The organism is Proteus sp. ZN5 (assembly GCF_011046025.1).
Lineage (GTDB): Bacteria > Pseudomonadota > Gammaproteobacteria > Enterobacterales > Enterobacteriaceae > Proteus.
Map to the genome: position 1 here is coordinate 2443855 of NZ_CP047639.1, position 16149 is coordinate 2460003.

Sequence of the window (16149 nt, forward strand, 5' to 3'; positions counted from 1 at the left end):
AATGAAAGGTTATATTCAAACCGTAACTGGCCCCGTGAAAAAAGAAGATATGGGGTTAACATTACCCCATGAACACCTCTTTAATGATCTCTCAGGTGTTGTTGATGAACCTTTTTATGAATTCTCGCATGTGTTAGTTGATAAAAAAGTGAGTGCAGATATTCAGTGGGGACTTAAATACGATCCATATTGCTGCTGCGATAATATGGATAAGAAACCAATCGAAGATGTTATTTTTGAATTAAATAACTTCAAAGAATTAGGTGGAAGAACAATTGTTGATGCAACTGGCTCTTCATCTATTGGACGTGATATTAGAAAATTAAGACAAGTTGCAGAGATAACAGGCATTAATGTTGTGGCTTCTTCTGGGCTTTATATTGAGAAGTTTGAAGGAGAACGACTGGCTGATGATATTGATGCAATGGCAAAAATCATTGATGATGAATTGAATGTAGGTATCGATGGTACTGATATTCGCGCAGGTATGATTGGTGAAATTGGTGTTTCTCCCTTCTTTACTGATGGTGAGAAAAATAGCTTAAGAGCAGCGGCTATTGCACAAAACAGTAATCCTCATGCATCGATGAATATTCATATGCCGGGTTGGCAACGTCGTGGTGATGAAGTTTTAGATATTCTATTAACTGAAATGGGATGTAATCCCGCGAAGATTTCATTGGCACACTCTGATCCATCAGGCAAAGATATTGATTATCAATGTAAAATGTTAGATCGTGGTGTTTGGCTTGAGTTCGATATGATTGGTCTCGATATCTCTTTCCCTAAAGAGGGGGCAGCACCAAGTGTTATGGATACCGTAGAGGCTGTCGCAACCTTAATTGAAAGAGGCTATGGTAGCCAAATTGTATTAAGCCATGATGTGTTCTTAAAACAGATGTGGGCGAAAAATGGGGGTAATGGTTGGGGCTTTGTTCCTAATGTATTCCTTTCATTATTGGCTCAACGTGGTATTGATAAATCTATTATCAAAAAATTATGTGTTGAGAATCCAGCCAATTTGTTGGCTTAAATCTGAAGTGAATAAATAACAATAAATATACCCCTTGAAATAAATTTAGCGGCACTTTAATCGAGAGCCGCTTTTTTTATGTCTTAAGGAAAGAAAGACAAATTTAGGTATTAACGTAAATGGTAATTCTCGATATAACGTAATGAATGTGTTGAACCATTAATCACTAAAGAGTGTGTTTGTAGGTATTGGGTTTGTTGATTAACACCCGATAAGAAATCACCTTTGGTAATAGCGGTTGCTGCAAACATAACATCTTGATTACGTACTAATGTGTCTAATGACAACTTGATATTTACATCAGTACCCATTTTATGACAACGAGCAATTTCAGAAACGGCATATTCTCTATTTTCTGCACTATTTCCTTTTGCAATATCACGAGTAATTAAACGTGCCTGCATATCACCGCCTAATGCCTTAGCAATCGCAGCACTAATAACACCTTCAGGTGCTCCACCAATGCCGTACATAACATCAATACTGTTATTAGGCATTGTGGCATATAAAGAGGCTAAAACATCACCGTCAGGAAGTGTAATAACATTAATGCCTTTAGCGCGTAGATCTTTAATAATATCGTGGTGACGTGGTTTATCTAAAATAGCGAGAGTTAATTGCTCAATAGATTTATTTAATGTTTGTGCAATAGCATCAAGGTTATATTCAAGACAATGGTTAAGATCAATCACGCCGGCAGCTTGCTTACCAACAATTAATTTTTCCATATACATGTCGGGAGCTTGTAAAAAACTGCCTTCAAAGCCAGCAGCTAAAATTGCTAGGGAATTATTTTCACCTGTTGCTACCATACGAGTACCGTCAATTGGGTCAACTGCAATTTCTATTTTATCGCCGTTCCCATTACCAACTTTTTCACCAATATAAAGCATAGGGGCTTCGTCTATTTCACCTTCGCCAATGATAATTTCACCATTGATATTTAGGCTATTCAAACGTTCACGCATAGCACTGACAGCGGCATCATCTGCTGCGTTTTTATTTTGTTTTCCAATCCAAGGCATTGCTGCAATAGCTGCGGCTTCTGTTACAGAAGCGATAGCGTTAGTTAATTCGTCATTTAATTTCATATTATGAGTGTGTTTTGCAATATAAATGGAAGATTAAGATAGGTTACCGATCATACCTTTTTTTCGAAATTATGTGCTAGGTTTAAATCAAGAGTTCTCGAAATAGATTATTTAGGAATAAACTAAGATAAATCTGTGAAAATTAAAGTATAACTAAGGTTAAGAGATTAAAAACCATGTGATGCTTAACGCAAAAGGATTAGGTTTATGGACGACTTTTTGGCGCTCATCGTTACAATATTTGTTGTGGTATCTTTATATTGGCAATACCACTCTTATACAAATAGCAACTCATTGCTGTATCGAATTAAACAGCTTGAAGAAAAACTTACTGAGCAACAAGAGAAATTATTTAAGTTATTAAATAAAGACAAAACTGTGGATATTCGCGCAGAGCTTGATGCTCAGAAAAGCGAAGTTAAGGATTTATCCCATGATATAAAAAGAGAGCCTCAATCAACAGTTTCAACCGCTTCAACTTATCAATCCAAAACGGTTGACTCTAAAACAGTTGAACCTATTAATACAACAGAACATGTGCAAAACAAGGCGCAGAATAAAGAAACGCCAGAATATCAACGCGCACAAGCATCACAAGAAACAACATTTAATAAAGTTTTTCCTAAAGAAGAAAAATCAGTTGTTCAATCTTCTATGGCTAATGATATTAACCTTGAAAATAAACAACCTAATAAACCGGAAATACCAACAGTCCCTACACCTAAAGAGCCTGAATCTTATCAACCTAAGGTAGCAACAAGCCGTTTTGCTCGTCATTATCAAAAAGAGGCGAAGCAAACATATACTGAATTAACATCAGAGTCTCTTGTGGAGAATAGCACGAATGTGGCAAGTGCTAGCCTTGCGGGATCTGAAACCGGTCATTTAGGAAATGCTACACCTCAAGTAAATAGACCTGCATCGCAATATAGACCTAATTTAAATCCTCGTCCAAAACGTCAACAGAAATCGATTTTGGGGCTTATTTGGAATTGGATAGTAACAGGAAATCCGCTGGCTAAAATAGGAATGCTATTGCTCTTTTTTGGTCTATCTTATTTACTTAAATATAGTATTGAGAACGAGCTTATCTCAGCATCAACACGTTTAATGATGGCTGGAACAGGATGCTTGACCTTATTAGGTATTGGCTGGTGGCTTAGAAAGAAAAACTTGATATATGCATTAATTTTGCAAGGTGGTGGCGTTGGCGGGCTCTACATTACTATTTTCGCCGCAACTAAAATTTATGAATTTATTCCTATTGGTATCGCTCTCGCTATTATGGTGTTTATCTGCTTGCTCAGTGTAAGTTTGGCAGTTATTCATCGAGCTATTAGTTTAGCTATATTAGCCTCACTTGGTGGTTATTTAGCGCCTGTTTTACTATCTACAGGTGATAACAACTATGTTGGATTGTTTAGCTATTATCTAATCCTGTCAATTGGCATTCTTATTATCAGTCATTGGCAAGTTTGGCGTTTATTAAATCTTATTGGTTTTGCTTTTACTTTTGGTATTGGTTTTATATGGGCAATACCAAATTACAGTCATGCCGATTATTTACCTTGCCAGCTATTTTTAATTGCAAATTGGTTGATTTTTGGTATTGCAACGGAGCTTTCAACATTAAAAAATAAACTGAAACTTAATATTTCTTTTGATGCCACATTACTATTTGGTACACCATTAATTGGTTTTATCTTCCAACATCGATTAGCCTCAGAATGGGAATATGGTGTTGCTATTGCTTCATCACTTTATGGATTAGCATATTTTGCACTAAGTTGGTTTGTGCTTAAACGTTATCGTGAAGAGGGTAAATTATTGGCGATTGCCTTCTTTATGCTCTCTGCTACCTTTGCCACTTTAGCTGTACCATTTGCATTCTCTGCTGAATGGACATCGATTGTATGGGCAATTGAAGGGGTGATGATCCTTGCGTTTTCTGTTTTACAGCAGCAAAAGAAACCCGCTATTGCAGGGACTCTTTTAGTTGCAGTTTCCTTTATTTTATTATTTAACATGCCAGTTACCTTGTTAGGCGATTGGCTAATGATCGTAATACAAGTAATCGCTGTATTTGCTGTTGCCGTACTGTGGTATCGAGCTAAATTTACTAATATTGATAATCAAACTATTGGATATGTAACACTATTTATCTCTGTTGTAAGTTGGGGATATAGCGTTTTACTTTTACAAGAGTATGGAGAGTATTGGCTCTACCCAGAGGTAAAATCCATTACCTTTGCATTTATTCTTATTAGCTGTTTGGGCATGTACTTTGCGGGTAAGAAAACCCAATTTTCTGAGTTGGCAAGTTGCTCTATTTTATTATGGCCGATATCAGCGCTTATTATGTTGGTGTACATCTATCTTGCAGGTTCGCTAATTGATAATTGGTTAAGTGCGATTATCTGGGTTGCAACTTTTGCAAGTGGTTTCTACTTGCTTAAAGTAAATACGTTATTACCGAAACAGAGGATTAATAAAGCGTTTATCCATAGCATGCATCTTGTCTTTATTGGTATTTTCTTATTTACTGAAATTATCTGGTTGCTGGATGTTACGTACCTTTATGTGAGCTTACATTTTGCAAGCGTTATTCTTGCTATAAGTTTATTTATTGCAATAAGTTATATGTTAGCAATGAGAGTTAATTGGATAAAAGAGTACCAAAATACTTATTGGTTAGTTACTTTACCTGTTTTAGGGTTACTGGCACTTTCTTTAATCTTTGCAAACTTTAATAACGGTACTGAAAGTGGAATTAAATTTATTCCATTATTTAACTTGATGGATCTAATGGGGATTGTTGGAATATGGGTTGGCTATAAATTTATTTCAGTAATAAAACAGTCACCTAAGTATCAAGCATTATTGCAAAATAACTTACCGGTATTTAATTACATTATTCCTGCTATGATTTTCTGGTGGGCAAACGGTATTTTATTAAGAGGATTAGTTTTTGCAACAGATGTTGATTGGTCAACTTATGCAATCATTAGTTCTAAAGTAATCCAAACAGTATTAGCCATTATTTGGGCGATTACGGCATTAGTGGCTATGGTAATGGCGACACGTAAGAAATCACGCTCACAATGGTTTATTGGTGGTGTGCTGTTGGCCGTGGTTATCGCTAAATTGTTCCTAATTGATACATCATTAAGTAGTGGATTGCTGAGAGCATTGGCCTTTATTGGTGTTGCAATATTGATTTTATTAATTGGGTATTTCTCACCATTACCGCCGAAAAAACAAACGAATAATACAAGAGTGTAAGTCATTTTTAGCTTGCGTAGTGTTCATGTTAGTAATTAAATCATGCATATAATCTTAGGTGGTTAGTGCATGATTTAACGAAAAGGAGCGTTATAATGCATCAAGGTCAATGTTTGTGCGGTAAAGTTAAACTATCGACAGCACAAGATATATCTGCGCTCAGTGTTTGTCATTGCAGTATGTGTTTGCGTTGGAATGGTGGCCCAGGTTTTTCAATTGATTGTAAATCAGATTTGAAGATTGAAGGTGAAGAAAATATAACACGCTATGATTCATCTTTATGGGGAGAACGAGCATTTTGTAAGCATTGTGGCTCTCATCTTTTTTATCATTTAAAAGATACCAATACTTACTATGTATCAGCAGGATTATTCCCTGATGCCAAAGAAAGCAAACTAACAATGCAAATTTATATAGATAGCAAACCTCTTTATTATAATTTTGTAGAAAAAACACCGATGCTAACAGAGCAAGATATTATGAATATGTTCAATAAATAATATTTCAATTATTAGTTTTTTATATTTTTCATTCTTTAAAGACTCTTTTCTAGATGAGTCTTTTTTATAATTTTATTAAATTAATATTAATTAATGCTAAGAAAGAGATGGGTTGCTGATTTTTATTATAGTATGATATTTTTGTTAAGGGGGTGGAAAGCTAAACTAACATTCTTTGTTATATTTCAATTAAAGGGAAACGTTGTTGATAAATACATTGATAATAAGTCAAGTTGAAATATTTAGCTTGGGAATAAAAACACTTCTTAGCCAGATTAAAAAAATTAATATCCGAAAGGTGATGAATGATGAAAGTGATGCATTTCGTTATTGTCGACAATTTTCGGTTAATCTTATTATTATTTATTCAGCACCTTCACTCTCATTAATTGATTCTATAAAAAGAATAAAGCGATCATCTTTATCAATTAAAATTATTATTATTTCACCAAAAATAGACTCTATATTATCAATAACACTTCTTCAATTGGGTATTGAAGGTTTTATTGTTATTGATACTTCTTGTGAGAATATTCTGCAAGCTATCCGACAAGTTTGTATCGGTCAACGGTATATAAGCCAAGAGTTAGCGATGGAGCTCGCACTAACAAAATTACAGCAAGAATTAAATCCGTTACATCATCTCTCAGAAAGAGAATTGCAGATTATGTCAATGATCATTAGAGGAAAAAAAATCTCACAAATCGCAAGTGAGTTGAATATTAATACAAAAACAGTAAATAGCTATCGTTACCGAATGTTTAGTAAACTTAAAATCTCAGGTGATGTAGAATTAACTCATATAGCAATACGTTATGGGTTAATTGAGATAGAGAGTCATTTACAAAGTGGAAGACAAATTTGACGCCAAAGCATTCTTAAGCCGAGTCACGGATAAACCAGGTGTTTATCGGATGTACGATGCGACAGACACAGTAATCTATGTTGGCAAAGCGAAAGATCTGAAAAAGAGGCTTTCGAGCTATTTCCGTACACAAGTAAATAGCCGTAAGACCGAAGCTCTAGTGAAGTGCATCGCCAATATTGATGTCACGATCACCCATACAGAAACGGAAGCTTTATTGCTTGAACATAGCTACATCCAGCGTTATCAACCTCGTTATAATGTGTTGTTACGCGATGATAAATCCTATCCTTATATCTATTTAAGTGGTGATAAACACCCTAGACTTGCTAGTTACCGCGGTGCAAAACATGCCAAGGGGGAATATTTTGGACCTTTCCCTAACTCCTTTGCAGTAAGGGAAACATTGGCATTAATGCAAAAATTATTTCCTATTCGTCAATGCGAAGACAGTGTGTATCGCAATCGTTCAAGACCTTGTTTGCAATATCAAATTGGCCGCTGTCTTGCACCTTGTGTAAAAGGCTATGTTTCTGATGAAGAATATGCCCAACAAGTTAATTATGTGCGGCTTTTTCTTTCAGGTGATGATTCGCAAGTTATTGACGGATTGGTTAAACGTATGGAAAAAGCTAGCCAAGAGTTACGTTTTGAAGAGGCAGCTCGCATTCGTGATCAAATCCAAGCCGTAAGACAAGTGACCGAGAAACAATTTGTCGCCAATATTGGTGATGATCTTGATGTGATCAGTGTTGCTTTTAATGGTGCGATTGCTTGTGTTTATGTCCTCTTTTTCCGTCAAGGTAAAGTGTTAGGAAGTCGGAGTTATTTTCCTAAAGTCCCTGCAAATACCCCAATTGATGAAGTTGTTCAAACTTTTATTGGCCAGTTTTATTTACAAGGTAGTGCAATTCGAACTTTGCCGACTGAAATCTTGCTTGATTTTAATTTAGAAGATAAAGCTATTCTTTCTGAATCTATCTCTTCAATAGCGGGGCGAAAAATTCAAATTCAAACAAAACCACGCGGTGATAGAGCTCGTTATTTAAAATTAGCTAGAACAAACGCAGCAACAGCATTGGCTTCAAAACAAGTCGAGCAATCGACAATTTCACAACGTTATACCTCGTTGATGTCTCTTCTTGGTATGAAAGAGATAAAACGAATGGAATGTTTTGATATTAGTCACACTATGGGAGAGCAAACTGTGGCTTCATGTGTAGTATTTGACATGAATGGCCCATTAAAATCTGAATATAGGCGCTATAATATCAGTGGTATTACTCCTGGTGATGATTATGCGGCGATGAATCAGGTGCTCACTCGACGTTATGGTAAATCATTAGAAGAGAATAAGGTTCCTGATATTATCTTTATCGATGGTGGTAAGGGGCAATTAGCACAAGCAATAGAGGTATTTGATTCTCTTAATGTTGATTGGGACAAATCACATCCGAAATTAATAGGTGTCGCAAAAGGAAGTGATCGTAAAGCAGGGCTTGAAACCTTGTTTTTTGTGCCTGAAGGTGAAGGTATGGCATTACCTTCTGATTCACCTGCGTTGCATTTGATCCAACATATTCGTGATGAATCGCATCGTCATGCAATAACTGGGCACCGGCAACGTAGAGCAAAAGTGAAAAATACCAGCTCGTTAGAATCTATTGAAGGTGTAGGGCCTAAGCGTCGTCAAATGTTGTTGAAATATATGGGAGGGCTACAAGCTTTGCGAGACGCAAGTGTTGAAGAAATTGCGAAAGTCCCCACAATTTCGACTGCATTAGCAGAAAAAATTTTTAATGCGTTGAAACACTAAGTGTATTGATGCACCATATTAATAACTCTCACTTTTCTAGGTCGTGTAGAACGCTATGCAACTAAATATCCCAACTTGGCTAACTCTATTTCGTGTCGCACTAATCCCATTCTTTGTTTTGGTGTTTTATTTACCATTCAAAGATGCTCCATTAGTCTGCGCTATTATTTTTATGGTAGCAGCTGCAACTGACTGGTTTGATGGTTTTTTAGCACGTAGATGGAAACAAACTACTCGCTTCGGGGCTTTTCTTGACCCAGTAGCGGATAAAGTAATGGTTGCAACAGCACTTGTTTTAATTACAGAGTATTATCATGAGTGGTGGATAACCTTACCCGCAGCAACCATGATTGCTCGTGAAATTATCATTTCTTCACTAAGAGAATGGATGGCTGAACTAGGAAAGCGTAATAGTGTTGCAGTTTCTTGGATAGGAAAAGTGAAGACGACCGCACAAATGGGTTCGCTAGTTGTGTTATTATGGCGTCCTACTGTTGAAGCAGAGTGGTTTGGATTCGCATTATTATATATTGCAACCGTGCTGACTTTCTGGTCAATGTTTCAATATTTGAGCGCTGCATGGTCAGATTTGCGCGAAGGTTGATCGAAATGACTGAAAATTCACCGAACAGTCAAAAAGATGCAAATATAGTGTTGACTAGATTCAGGAAATCAGTAGAATGCAACGCATCGAAAGGCACAACGGTTTACAGAAATAAATAAGTAAATCAGCAGGTTCGGTAAAGCGGGAATAGCTCAGTTGGTAGAGCACAACCTTGCCAAGGTTGGGGTCGCGAGTTCGAGTCTCGTTTCCCGCTCCAATCTCTAATGAGATTGAGCAGTTGAGGCGCGTTGGCAGAGTGGTCATGCAGCGGATTGCAAATCCGTGTACCTCGGTTCGATTCCGGGACGCGCCTCCATTAATGCCCAGGTGGTGAAATCGGTAGACACAAGGGATTTAAAATCCCTCGGCTGTAAGGCTGTGCGGGTTCAAGTCCCGCCCTGGGCACCATCTCTTTTAAATGAAGAGTTTGGTGCAAAAAAAGAAAGTCCATTGCAAATGGCATAGAGAAGTAAGTAATAAGTCGTCCATACCAGTATCTCTCTTAGTAATAAGAATTTACGGACGCACCACAGAATTTAGCCCAGGTGGTGAAATCGGTAGACACAAGGGATTTAAAATCCCTCGGCTGTAAGGCTGTGCGGGTTCAAGTCCCGCCCTGGGCACCATACAAATAGCGGACCTTAACTTAGGTCCGTTTTTTCTTCCACTAGCAATAAGTTGGTGAGAGAAGAGCTAAAAAAATAAATTTAGCTTAGAAGTAAATGCTTTAAATTTATTTGTTATCTATCTTGTTTGATAAACAGGTATTAAGTGTAACAAGTAAATATAATTTAGCCCAGGTGGTGAAATCGGTAGACACAAGGGATTTAAAATCCCTCGGCTGTAAGGCTGTGCGGGTTCAAGTCCCGCCCTGGGCACCATATAAAGAAGCGGACCTCATTGAGGTCCGTTTTTTTTTGATCACAAAAAAAGTAAAAATCGGATTAAATGCATTATCTTATTGCTACTTAAATATAATTTTATCAATTTGACAGTGTGTAAAATAAAAAATCACCTTATCAGTTATGGCAATAAGGTGATTTATATTTGATATTGCTTCGTTTAAGTAATTGGCGATTAACTCTTTGTATCTAATTGAACAACTTGTTCCCTTAGTTTAATAAAACGAGTTAATACATCGTCCACGGTAAGAAGCCCTACATTATCTTCAGGTGCTTTCAATACCTCACTGGCAATATGCCACGGTCCCCAAAAATCGGCATCACTATTACCAAACATCGCTACTGTCGGCACACCAACACCAACCGAAATATGCAATGCACCACCATCACTGGTTAGCATTTGATCACATAAAGACATACCTGCCATTAATTCTCGAAGATTTTGAGTAGGTACTGGCGTGATAGGAATATCTTTACATTGTTCAAGAATAAACTGTGCTTTTTCATCATCACCTGGGTGTTGTTTATTATCGCTACTTCCTGGTGACCAAAAGAGAAGAATTTGGCATTTTTCGTGCTGCATTAATTGGTGTGCTAGCGTACTAAATTTTTCTGCTTGCCAACGTTGTTGTGGTTTACGAGAACTGATTTGCAAGCCATAAACAGGAATATTTTCAGTTATCTTAACACGTTGACGAATTGCAGCGATCTCTTCATCTTTGACATATAGCTTTAAAGGACCTGCTTTTTTCTCTATTCCAAGAGGGCGGGCTAGTTGGCAGAACAATTCAGCAATATGACCTTTATTAGACGGCGTTGGAATTGAGTCTGTTACTGATGAAGGTGTATCATCGCCAATAGCAATAATACGCTTAGCACCTGATAATTTCGCCCATTGTAATGCTCTTTTTGCCCAATGATCACGAGCAATAATTGCAATGTCATAGTGCTGACGACGCATATCAAGAATAATTTTCAAGCGACTAAAAATAAGTTTTAAAGATGATTGTCCTGATTTTTTATGATGTAACTTACTGTAAATATGTACATTTCCAACTGAAGGGTTACCTTCTAAAATAGCTTGATTGTAAGAGTTTACGAGCAAATCTATTTTTGTATTATATTCATGAGCAAGAGAATCAATTAATGGTGTTGTAAGTATTAAATCACCAATGTTATCTCTTTGTATTATTAATATTTTAGGCATAATTTATGTATATTCGAATGAGAGATGTTCATTGCTGGCTAGTATGAGTTCAGCAGTAATCATATAATATTATTATGATTATAAACGAATCGATATCTAGAGGCATCTTTATAAGAGAATTAATCTGTTTTCTGGATAGAAAATGAGAGAGGATGAGTGCAAATGCTGAATTGTTGATAATACGATGACTATTTTTTAAATAATCATCGTATTTATTATATGCCCTAATATAAAATTTACTTTTAGTACCTAAAGCTATGTTTACAAGAGTATTGATAGGTGATTAAAAACACGCTTCTAAAATATCAAGTACATCTTTAGTGGTTAGCTTTTTATAGCCTCTACCAATAATTGTAGTTGATTGTGCAATCTCAGGAAGCATCTCTCTTGTTGCACCCAAGTCTTCTAATGAAGTCACAATACCGCACTCTTTTGTGAAATGTTCTAGTGCATCAATACCTTCAAGTGCAATTTGATCTTGTGTTTTTCCCTCTGCGGAAATTTCCCATACTTGAGTTGCAAATCGTACAAATTTCTCAATACCAAATTTATAGATAAAGCGATAATAAGGTAGAGAAATCGCAGCAAGTCCCATTCCATGTGCACAGTCTGTATAAGCTCCTAATTGATGCTCAATCATATGAACTTGCCAATCTTGTGTTTTTGATAATCCTGTTAGGGTATTTAAAGCAAGCGTTGCATTCCACATAAGATTACTTCTTGCTTCGTAATCACTGGGGTTTTTAAGTGCAATACGTAAATTATCAATCGAAGATTTTAATAAACTTTCAATTAAGTAATCTGTTGTATTTGCACCTTGGTCAGAAAAATATTGTTCCATCAAATGCGACATAGTGTCAAAAACACCACTTACCATCTGATACTGAGAAACAGAAAACGTATATTCTGGATTTAAAATCGAAAACTTAGGGAATACATTTGCAGGAAATGCACGTCCAATTTTATATTTAGTCTCTTCATGGGTAATAACTGCGCCACCATTCATTTCAGAGCCTGTGCCTACCATAGTAAGAATTGATGCAACAGGAACAATTTTATTTGTCACATCTTGATATTCAACCCAGTATTTTTGAAAAGGATCTTCATCTTCACAATAGGCTGAAATGGAAATACCTTTTGCACAATCAATAACAGAGCCACCACCGACAGCTAATATTAAACTGACATTGTGTTCGCGAACTAATTGAACACCTTCCATCATTTTTTTATACGTTGGGTTTGGCATAACGCCTGATAATTCAACAATATTTTTACCAGCATGACGAAGTATTGCGATAACTTCGTCATATAGCCCATTAGACTTGATAGCGTTACGGCCATACATCAGCATAACTGTTTCGCCATAATGTGATAATTCATCATTTAATTTAGCAAGAGAATTCTTACCAAAATGAATGGTGGTTGGATTATAGTAAGAGAAATCGAGTTGCATTTTGAGATCCTATTGCCAGATTAAAACTATCTAATTGAAGTTTATGATGTTTTTTAACTTCAAATAAGATAGATATGGATTATTTGTTGAGGAGAATGCTATCGCTTTCGTATTTAGAAATGAATGTCTGATCTTCTTAGTCTCTTGCCTATTTTTCCAAAAAACTAAAATGATGATGGTGAATAATATAAATTAGGTAATAGAGAGAATAAGAAACTTTATAGTGGTTAAATAGGATCTGCTTCTTTAAGCATCTTTATATCGGTTGCTGGTGGAGCTCCGAATAACCGGCTATATTCACGACTAAATTGAGAAGGGCTTTCATAACCAACTCGGAAAGTGGTTGTCATTGCTCCCAAATTTTCAGTTAACATCAATCGGCGGGCTTCACTGAGTCGTAATTTTTTTTGGAATTGAAGCGGAGTCATTGATGTCATTGTTTTAAAATGAGTATAAAAAGCAGATTTACTCATTCCTGAACATGAAGCCAATTCATTGATGTTTAATGGTTTTATATAATTACCTTTTAGCCAATCAATCGCTTTAGCTATTTGATGACTATGGCTACCTGCGGTGACGATTTGATTCAATCGTTCACCTTGCTCCGTAACCAGTAGACGATAGAAAATTTCACGTTTTATACCAGAAGCAAGGATTTTAATACTATTAGGCTCATCAAGAAGAGTGAGTAAGCGAATAAACGCATTGACTAAAGGTTCTGATAATTCACCAACAGCAATACCTTTTTGGGCATTTGGATCTGGGTTAAAGGTTAATTCACTATCAACGATAAGTTGTGATATTTCTTGTAGATCTAACTCCATAACTAGCCCTAAAAACGGTTTCTCGTTACTGGCTTTCATAATATTTGCCATAACAGGGAGTTCTATTGAGGAAATTAAAAAATGGTTGGCATCGTAAATAAAGCTTTCTTCTCCTAAGATCACTCTTTTTTTACCTTGGGCAATTAAACAGATCCCTGATTTGTGAGTATGGCTGGTAATTGGTGTAGGAGAAGTCCAGTGTGTTAGCGTTAATCCCGGAATTTGAGTTTCAAATTGATTAGTATCCTGAGTCCATTTTTCAATTTGTATGGCAAGTTTTTGAGTTAATAACGCCATGTTTTCTGAATTATTCATATGGACTCCATACGGGGTAAAGCGATTAATGTTGCAGTAATTGTAAAATTATAATGTATGAGATGAATATTAGAAAATTATTTGATTTATCTTTAATAAGAAATTTGGAAGGGAAAAATTAAAAATGAGGCAGGCTGTGCCTAATAAATCACAGCCTTATAAATTTATTATTTATTAGTTCTATTTTTTTCTAACCATTTTTGCATTTGTTCTATTTCAGGGCCTTGGGCATCAATAATAGCTTGAGCTAGTTTACGCATTTCAGGATCAGTACCATATTTCAACTCAATTTTAGCCATATCAATAGCACCTAAATGGTGAGCAATCATGCCATCAGCAAAAGCAACGTCTGCATTATCAGTGTTCATTCCTTTTGCCATATCAGCATGCATTTTATTCATGGAATCATTGAGTTCCTTTTGCATTGGTGAGCTGTTATGAGATGTATCCATATTCATGGTCATATGGGTATTATTTGCCATTGCACCAAAAGAGATAGCACTCATTAAAATAACCGCAGTAGGTAAAATCTTTTTCATAACAGTTTCCTTTAATTTATCGTGAAATTGTTATCACTCTAAAGATTCCCCCTAGGGGAAGGTCAATGTTGTTATGCAAAGTTTAATATTCTTTACCTTTAATGACGTAATTACAAAATAGTCTTTTTAACCTATTTAATTTCAATTGGTTATATACCAACATCTGACTTTATATCTTTTTGCATACTCAGAATTTCTTTATAAAAAAAAGAAAAGTAATGATAACTATTCCCATCAAATCTATTTTGCTATAAAGTTGCATTTATAATACAATTTAAGGTGGCTATATGGATAATCAAACTACAATACAATCTATGTCTCAAGAACCGTCAGAAGCAGGCCATACTTTTTTAGCGAGTTTAGGAAAAACACGTTTAAGACCGGGCGGTGTAGAGGCATCTGATTGGTTAATTAATAATGCACATTTTACATCATCAAGCCATGTTCTTGAGATTGCTTGCAATATGGCGACAACTTCAATCGAGATTGCCAAGAAATACGGTTGTCATATTATTGCTATCGACATGGATGATAATGCATTGTCCCATGCGCAAAAGAATGTCGATAGCGCTCAATTATCACATTTGATCCAATTAACAAAAGCCAATGCGTTATCTTTACCTTTTCCTGATAATACGTTTGATATTGTGATAAATGAAGCAATGTTGACAATGTATGTAGATAAAGCCAAAGCAAAGCTAGTAAAAGAATATTATCGTGTTTTAAAACCCGGTGGTTTGTTATTAACACACGATATTATGAAGAAAAATGATGATGTTAATAGAGACAAATTAATCGGTGTAGTGAAATCAAATGTAGCACCAATGTTTAAGCAAGAGTGGCATGACTTATTTATTAATATTGGTTTTTCAGAAGTGAAAATAAGATCGGGTAACATGAGTTTAATGTCACCCGTCGGTTTAATTCGTGATGAAGGCTTATTTAGGGCAGCAAAGATAATTAAGAATGGATTGATAAATAAGCAAAATAGACCACGATTCTTATCAATGTTCCGTTTTTTTAGAGAGAATCGACATGTTTTAAATTATATTGCATGTTGTTCTAAAAAATAATTACATCAAGAAAAATTTATGTATTAATTGAGGGCGCCTAAGTAAAACTAGGTGCTTTTTTTTTATAAATAAGAATAAATAGAACTGTATATCACCGTAATAAAATGTAAAAAATAAAAAGAATCGTAATCCAGATTGAACCTGATTTATTTTAACTATATATATTAAAAAGAAATATCAAAATAGATATAGTTTATATGTGAGGTTTAATATGAAACAGATACTTATTATTGCAGGAGGGATATTATCGCTGACTATTATACTGGCTATTCTGGTCGCTATTCTAATTGTGTCTGCCATTAAAGAAAATACTGCTGAATTTTGGAATGAAAGCCGCGAAATGATTGAAAGTTCGTCATCTACTGTACGTGAAACTCTTTCTAACGTAGATGCAAAACGCGATACGCTTATGGCTATTTATCAATCTAAAGATAACAATGGAAGTTGCCAGCAGTTAGCTGAAAAGCTAAATGATGTTGAAAAAGCACTTTCTAATGGAAATTTAACGCTACCACGGCCTGCAAAAGAACAAATTTCGACTATTAAAAATGCTTTTGATGGTTCAACATCACCTACGAAAAACATTGCTTGCGAGCAGGCACTTCAAGTTATTAATGACTTGAGTCAGTAATCTCAATATTCTTT

General features: G+C 35.6%; 13 protein-coding genes and 5 tRNA genes. 13 read left to right on the forward strand and 5 right to left on the reverse strand.

Features of this window, described 5'->3' with window-relative positions; genetic code table 11:
* Position 1 precedes the first annotated feature (1 nt).
* Positions 2–1033 carry a methylphosphonate esterase gene (locus tag GTK47_RS11220; protein WP_075674019.1) on the forward strand — a complete coding sequence of 344 codons (1032 nt, stop codon included), beginning with the start codon at positions 2–4 and terminating at the stop codon, positions 1031–1033.
* 110 nt (positions 1034–1143) lie between these two features.
* Here GTK47_RS11220 and glpX read toward each other — a convergent pair whose 3' ends face one another.
* Positions 1144–2124 carry a class II fructose-bisphosphatase gene (glpX, locus tag GTK47_RS11225; RefSeq protein ID WP_165123237.1) on the reverse strand — a complete coding sequence of 327 codons (981 nt, stop codon included), beginning with the start codon at positions 2122–2124 and terminating at the stop codon, positions 1144–1146.
* 207 nt (positions 2125–2331) lie between these two features.
* Between glpX and GTK47_RS11230 the strand changes: the two genes are divergently transcribed.
* From GTK47_RS11230 to GTK47_RS11275, 10 genes are all read left to right on the forward strand, one after another.
* Positions 2332–5406 carry a DUF2339 domain-containing protein gene (locus tag GTK47_RS11230; RefSeq protein WP_165123239.1) on the forward strand — a complete coding sequence of 1025 codons (3075 nt, stop codon included), beginning with the start codon at positions 2332–2334 and terminating at the stop codon, positions 5404–5406.
* A gap of 95 nt (positions 5407–5501) precedes the next feature.
* Positions 5502–5906, forward strand: coding sequence for a GFA family protein (locus tag GTK47_RS11235; RefSeq protein WP_165123241.1), 405 nt, complete (start codon positions 5502–5504; stop codon positions 5904–5906).
* A gap of 205 nt (positions 5907–6111) precedes the next feature.
* Complete coding sequence (locus tag GTK47_RS11240; RefSeq protein ID WP_165123243.1) at positions 6112–6771, forward strand: LuxR C-terminal-related transcriptional regulator; 660 nt, start codon at positions 6112–6114, stop codon at positions 6769–6771.
* A complete protein-coding gene (gene uvrC / locus GTK47_RS11245; protein WP_165123245.1) occupies positions 6755–8587 on the forward strand; it encodes an excinuclease ABC subunit UvrC in 1833 nt (610 codons plus the stop codon). The genes GTK47_RS11240 and uvrC overlap by 17 nt, the downstream gene beginning before the upstream one ends.
* Positions 8588–8642: 55 nt before the next feature.
* On the forward strand, positions 8643–9191 hold the full coding sequence (gene pgsA / locus GTK47_RS11250) for a CDP-diacylglycerol--glycerol-3-phosphate 3-phosphatidyltransferase (protein ID WP_075674025.1): 549 nt from the start codon (positions 8643–8645) through the stop codon (positions 9189–9191).
* A gap of 141 nt (positions 9192–9332) precedes the next feature.
* Positions 9333–9408 (forward strand) — tRNA-Gly (locus GTK47_RS11255).
* Between the two features lie 25 nt (positions 9409–9433).
* Positions 9434–9507: transfer RNA gene (locus GTK47_RS11260), tRNA-Cys, on the forward strand.
* Between the two features lie 5 nt (positions 9508–9512).
* Positions 9513–9599: transfer RNA gene (locus GTK47_RS11265), tRNA-Leu, on the forward strand.
* A 131-nt stretch (positions 9600–9730) separates the two neighbouring features.
* Positions 9731–9817, forward strand: a tRNA-Leu gene (locus GTK47_RS11270).
* 168 nt (positions 9818–9985) lie between these two features.
* A tRNA-Leu gene (locus GTK47_RS11275) sits at positions 9986–10072 on the forward strand.
* Between the two features lie 196 nt (positions 10073–10268).
* On the opposite strand, the gene GTK47_RS11280 is transcribed toward GTK47_RS11275, so the two are convergent.
* The 4 genes from GTK47_RS11280 to GTK47_RS11295 all read right to left on the reverse strand — a co-directional run bounded on the left by GTK47_RS11280 (position 10269) and on the right by GTK47_RS11295 (position 14431).
* Positions 10269–11300, reverse strand: a complete 1032-nt coding sequence (locus GTK47_RS11280; RefSeq protein WP_165123247.1) for a glycosyltransferase family 9 protein — start codon at positions 11298–11300, stop codon at positions 10269–10271.
* 283 nt (positions 11301–11583) lie between these two features.
* Complete coding sequence (locus tag GTK47_RS11285; protein ID WP_165123249.1) at positions 11584–12753, reverse strand: iron-containing alcohol dehydrogenase; 1170 nt, start codon at positions 12751–12753, stop codon at positions 11584–11586.
* 227 nt (positions 12754–12980) lie between these two features.
* On the reverse strand, positions 12981–13892 hold the full coding sequence (locus tag GTK47_RS11290) for an AraC family transcriptional regulator (protein ID WP_165123251.1): 912 nt from the start codon (positions 13890–13892) through the stop codon (positions 12981–12983).
* A 167-nt stretch (positions 13893–14059) separates the two neighbouring features.
* Positions 14060–14431: a DUF305 domain-containing protein gene (locus tag GTK47_RS11295; RefSeq protein WP_165123253.1), complete on the reverse strand. Its 372-nt coding sequence runs from the start codon at positions 14429–14431 to the stop codon at positions 14060–14062.
* Positions 14432–14718: 287 nt separating this feature from the next.
* On the opposite strand from GTK47_RS11295, the gene GTK47_RS11300 reads away from it, so the two are divergent.
* Positions 14719–15504, forward strand: coding sequence for a class I SAM-dependent methyltransferase (locus tag GTK47_RS11300; RefSeq protein ID WP_241256014.1), 786 nt, complete (start codon positions 14719–14721; stop codon positions 15502–15504).
* Positions 15505–15715: 211 nt separating this feature from the next.
* Complete coding sequence (locus GTK47_RS11305; protein ID WP_165123255.1) at positions 15716–16135, forward strand: hypothetical protein; 420 nt, start codon at positions 15716–15718, stop codon at positions 16133–16135.
* Positions 16136–16149: the final 14 nt, after the last annotated feature.

Coding starts and splice junctions, on each gene's coding strand:
- GTK47_RS11220 (WP_075674019.1), top strand. CDS start 2: ATGAAAGGTTATATTCAAACCGTAACTGGCCCCGTGAAAAAAGAAGAT.
- glpX (WP_165123237.1), bottom strand. CDS start 2,124: ATGAAATTAAATGACGAATTAACTAACGCTATCGCTTCTGTAACAGAA.
- GTK47_RS11230 (WP_165123239.1), top strand. CDS start 2,332: ATGGACGACTTTTTGGCGCTCATCGTTACAATATTTGTTGTGGTATCT.
- GTK47_RS11235 (WP_165123241.1), top strand. CDS start 5,502: ATGCATCAAGGTCAATGTTTGTGCGGTAAAGTTAAACTATCGACAGCA.
- pgsA (WP_075674025.1), top strand. CDS start 8,643: ATGCAACTAAATATCCCAACTTGGCTAACTCTATTTCGTGTCGCACTA.
- GTK47_RS11280 (WP_165123247.1), bottom strand. CDS start 11,300: ATGCCTAAAATATTAATAATACAAAGAGATAACATTGGTGATTTAATA.
- GTK47_RS11285 (WP_165123249.1), bottom strand. CDS start 12,753: ATGCAACTCGATTTCTCTTACTATAATCCAACCACCATTCATTTTGGT.
- GTK47_RS11290 (WP_165123251.1), bottom strand. CDS start 13,892: ATGAATAATTCAGAAAACATGGCGTTATTAACTCAAAAACTTGCCATA.
- GTK47_RS11295 (WP_165123253.1), bottom strand. CDS start 14,431: ATGAAAAAGATTTTACCTACTGCGGTTATTTTAATGAGTGCTATCTCT.
- GTK47_RS11300 (WP_241256014.1), top strand. CDS start 14,719: ATGGATAATCAAACTACAATACAATCTATGTCTCAAGAACCGTCAGAA.
- GTK47_RS11305 (WP_165123255.1), top strand. CDS start 15,716: ATGAAACAGATACTTATTATTGCAGGAGGGATATTATCGCTGACTATT.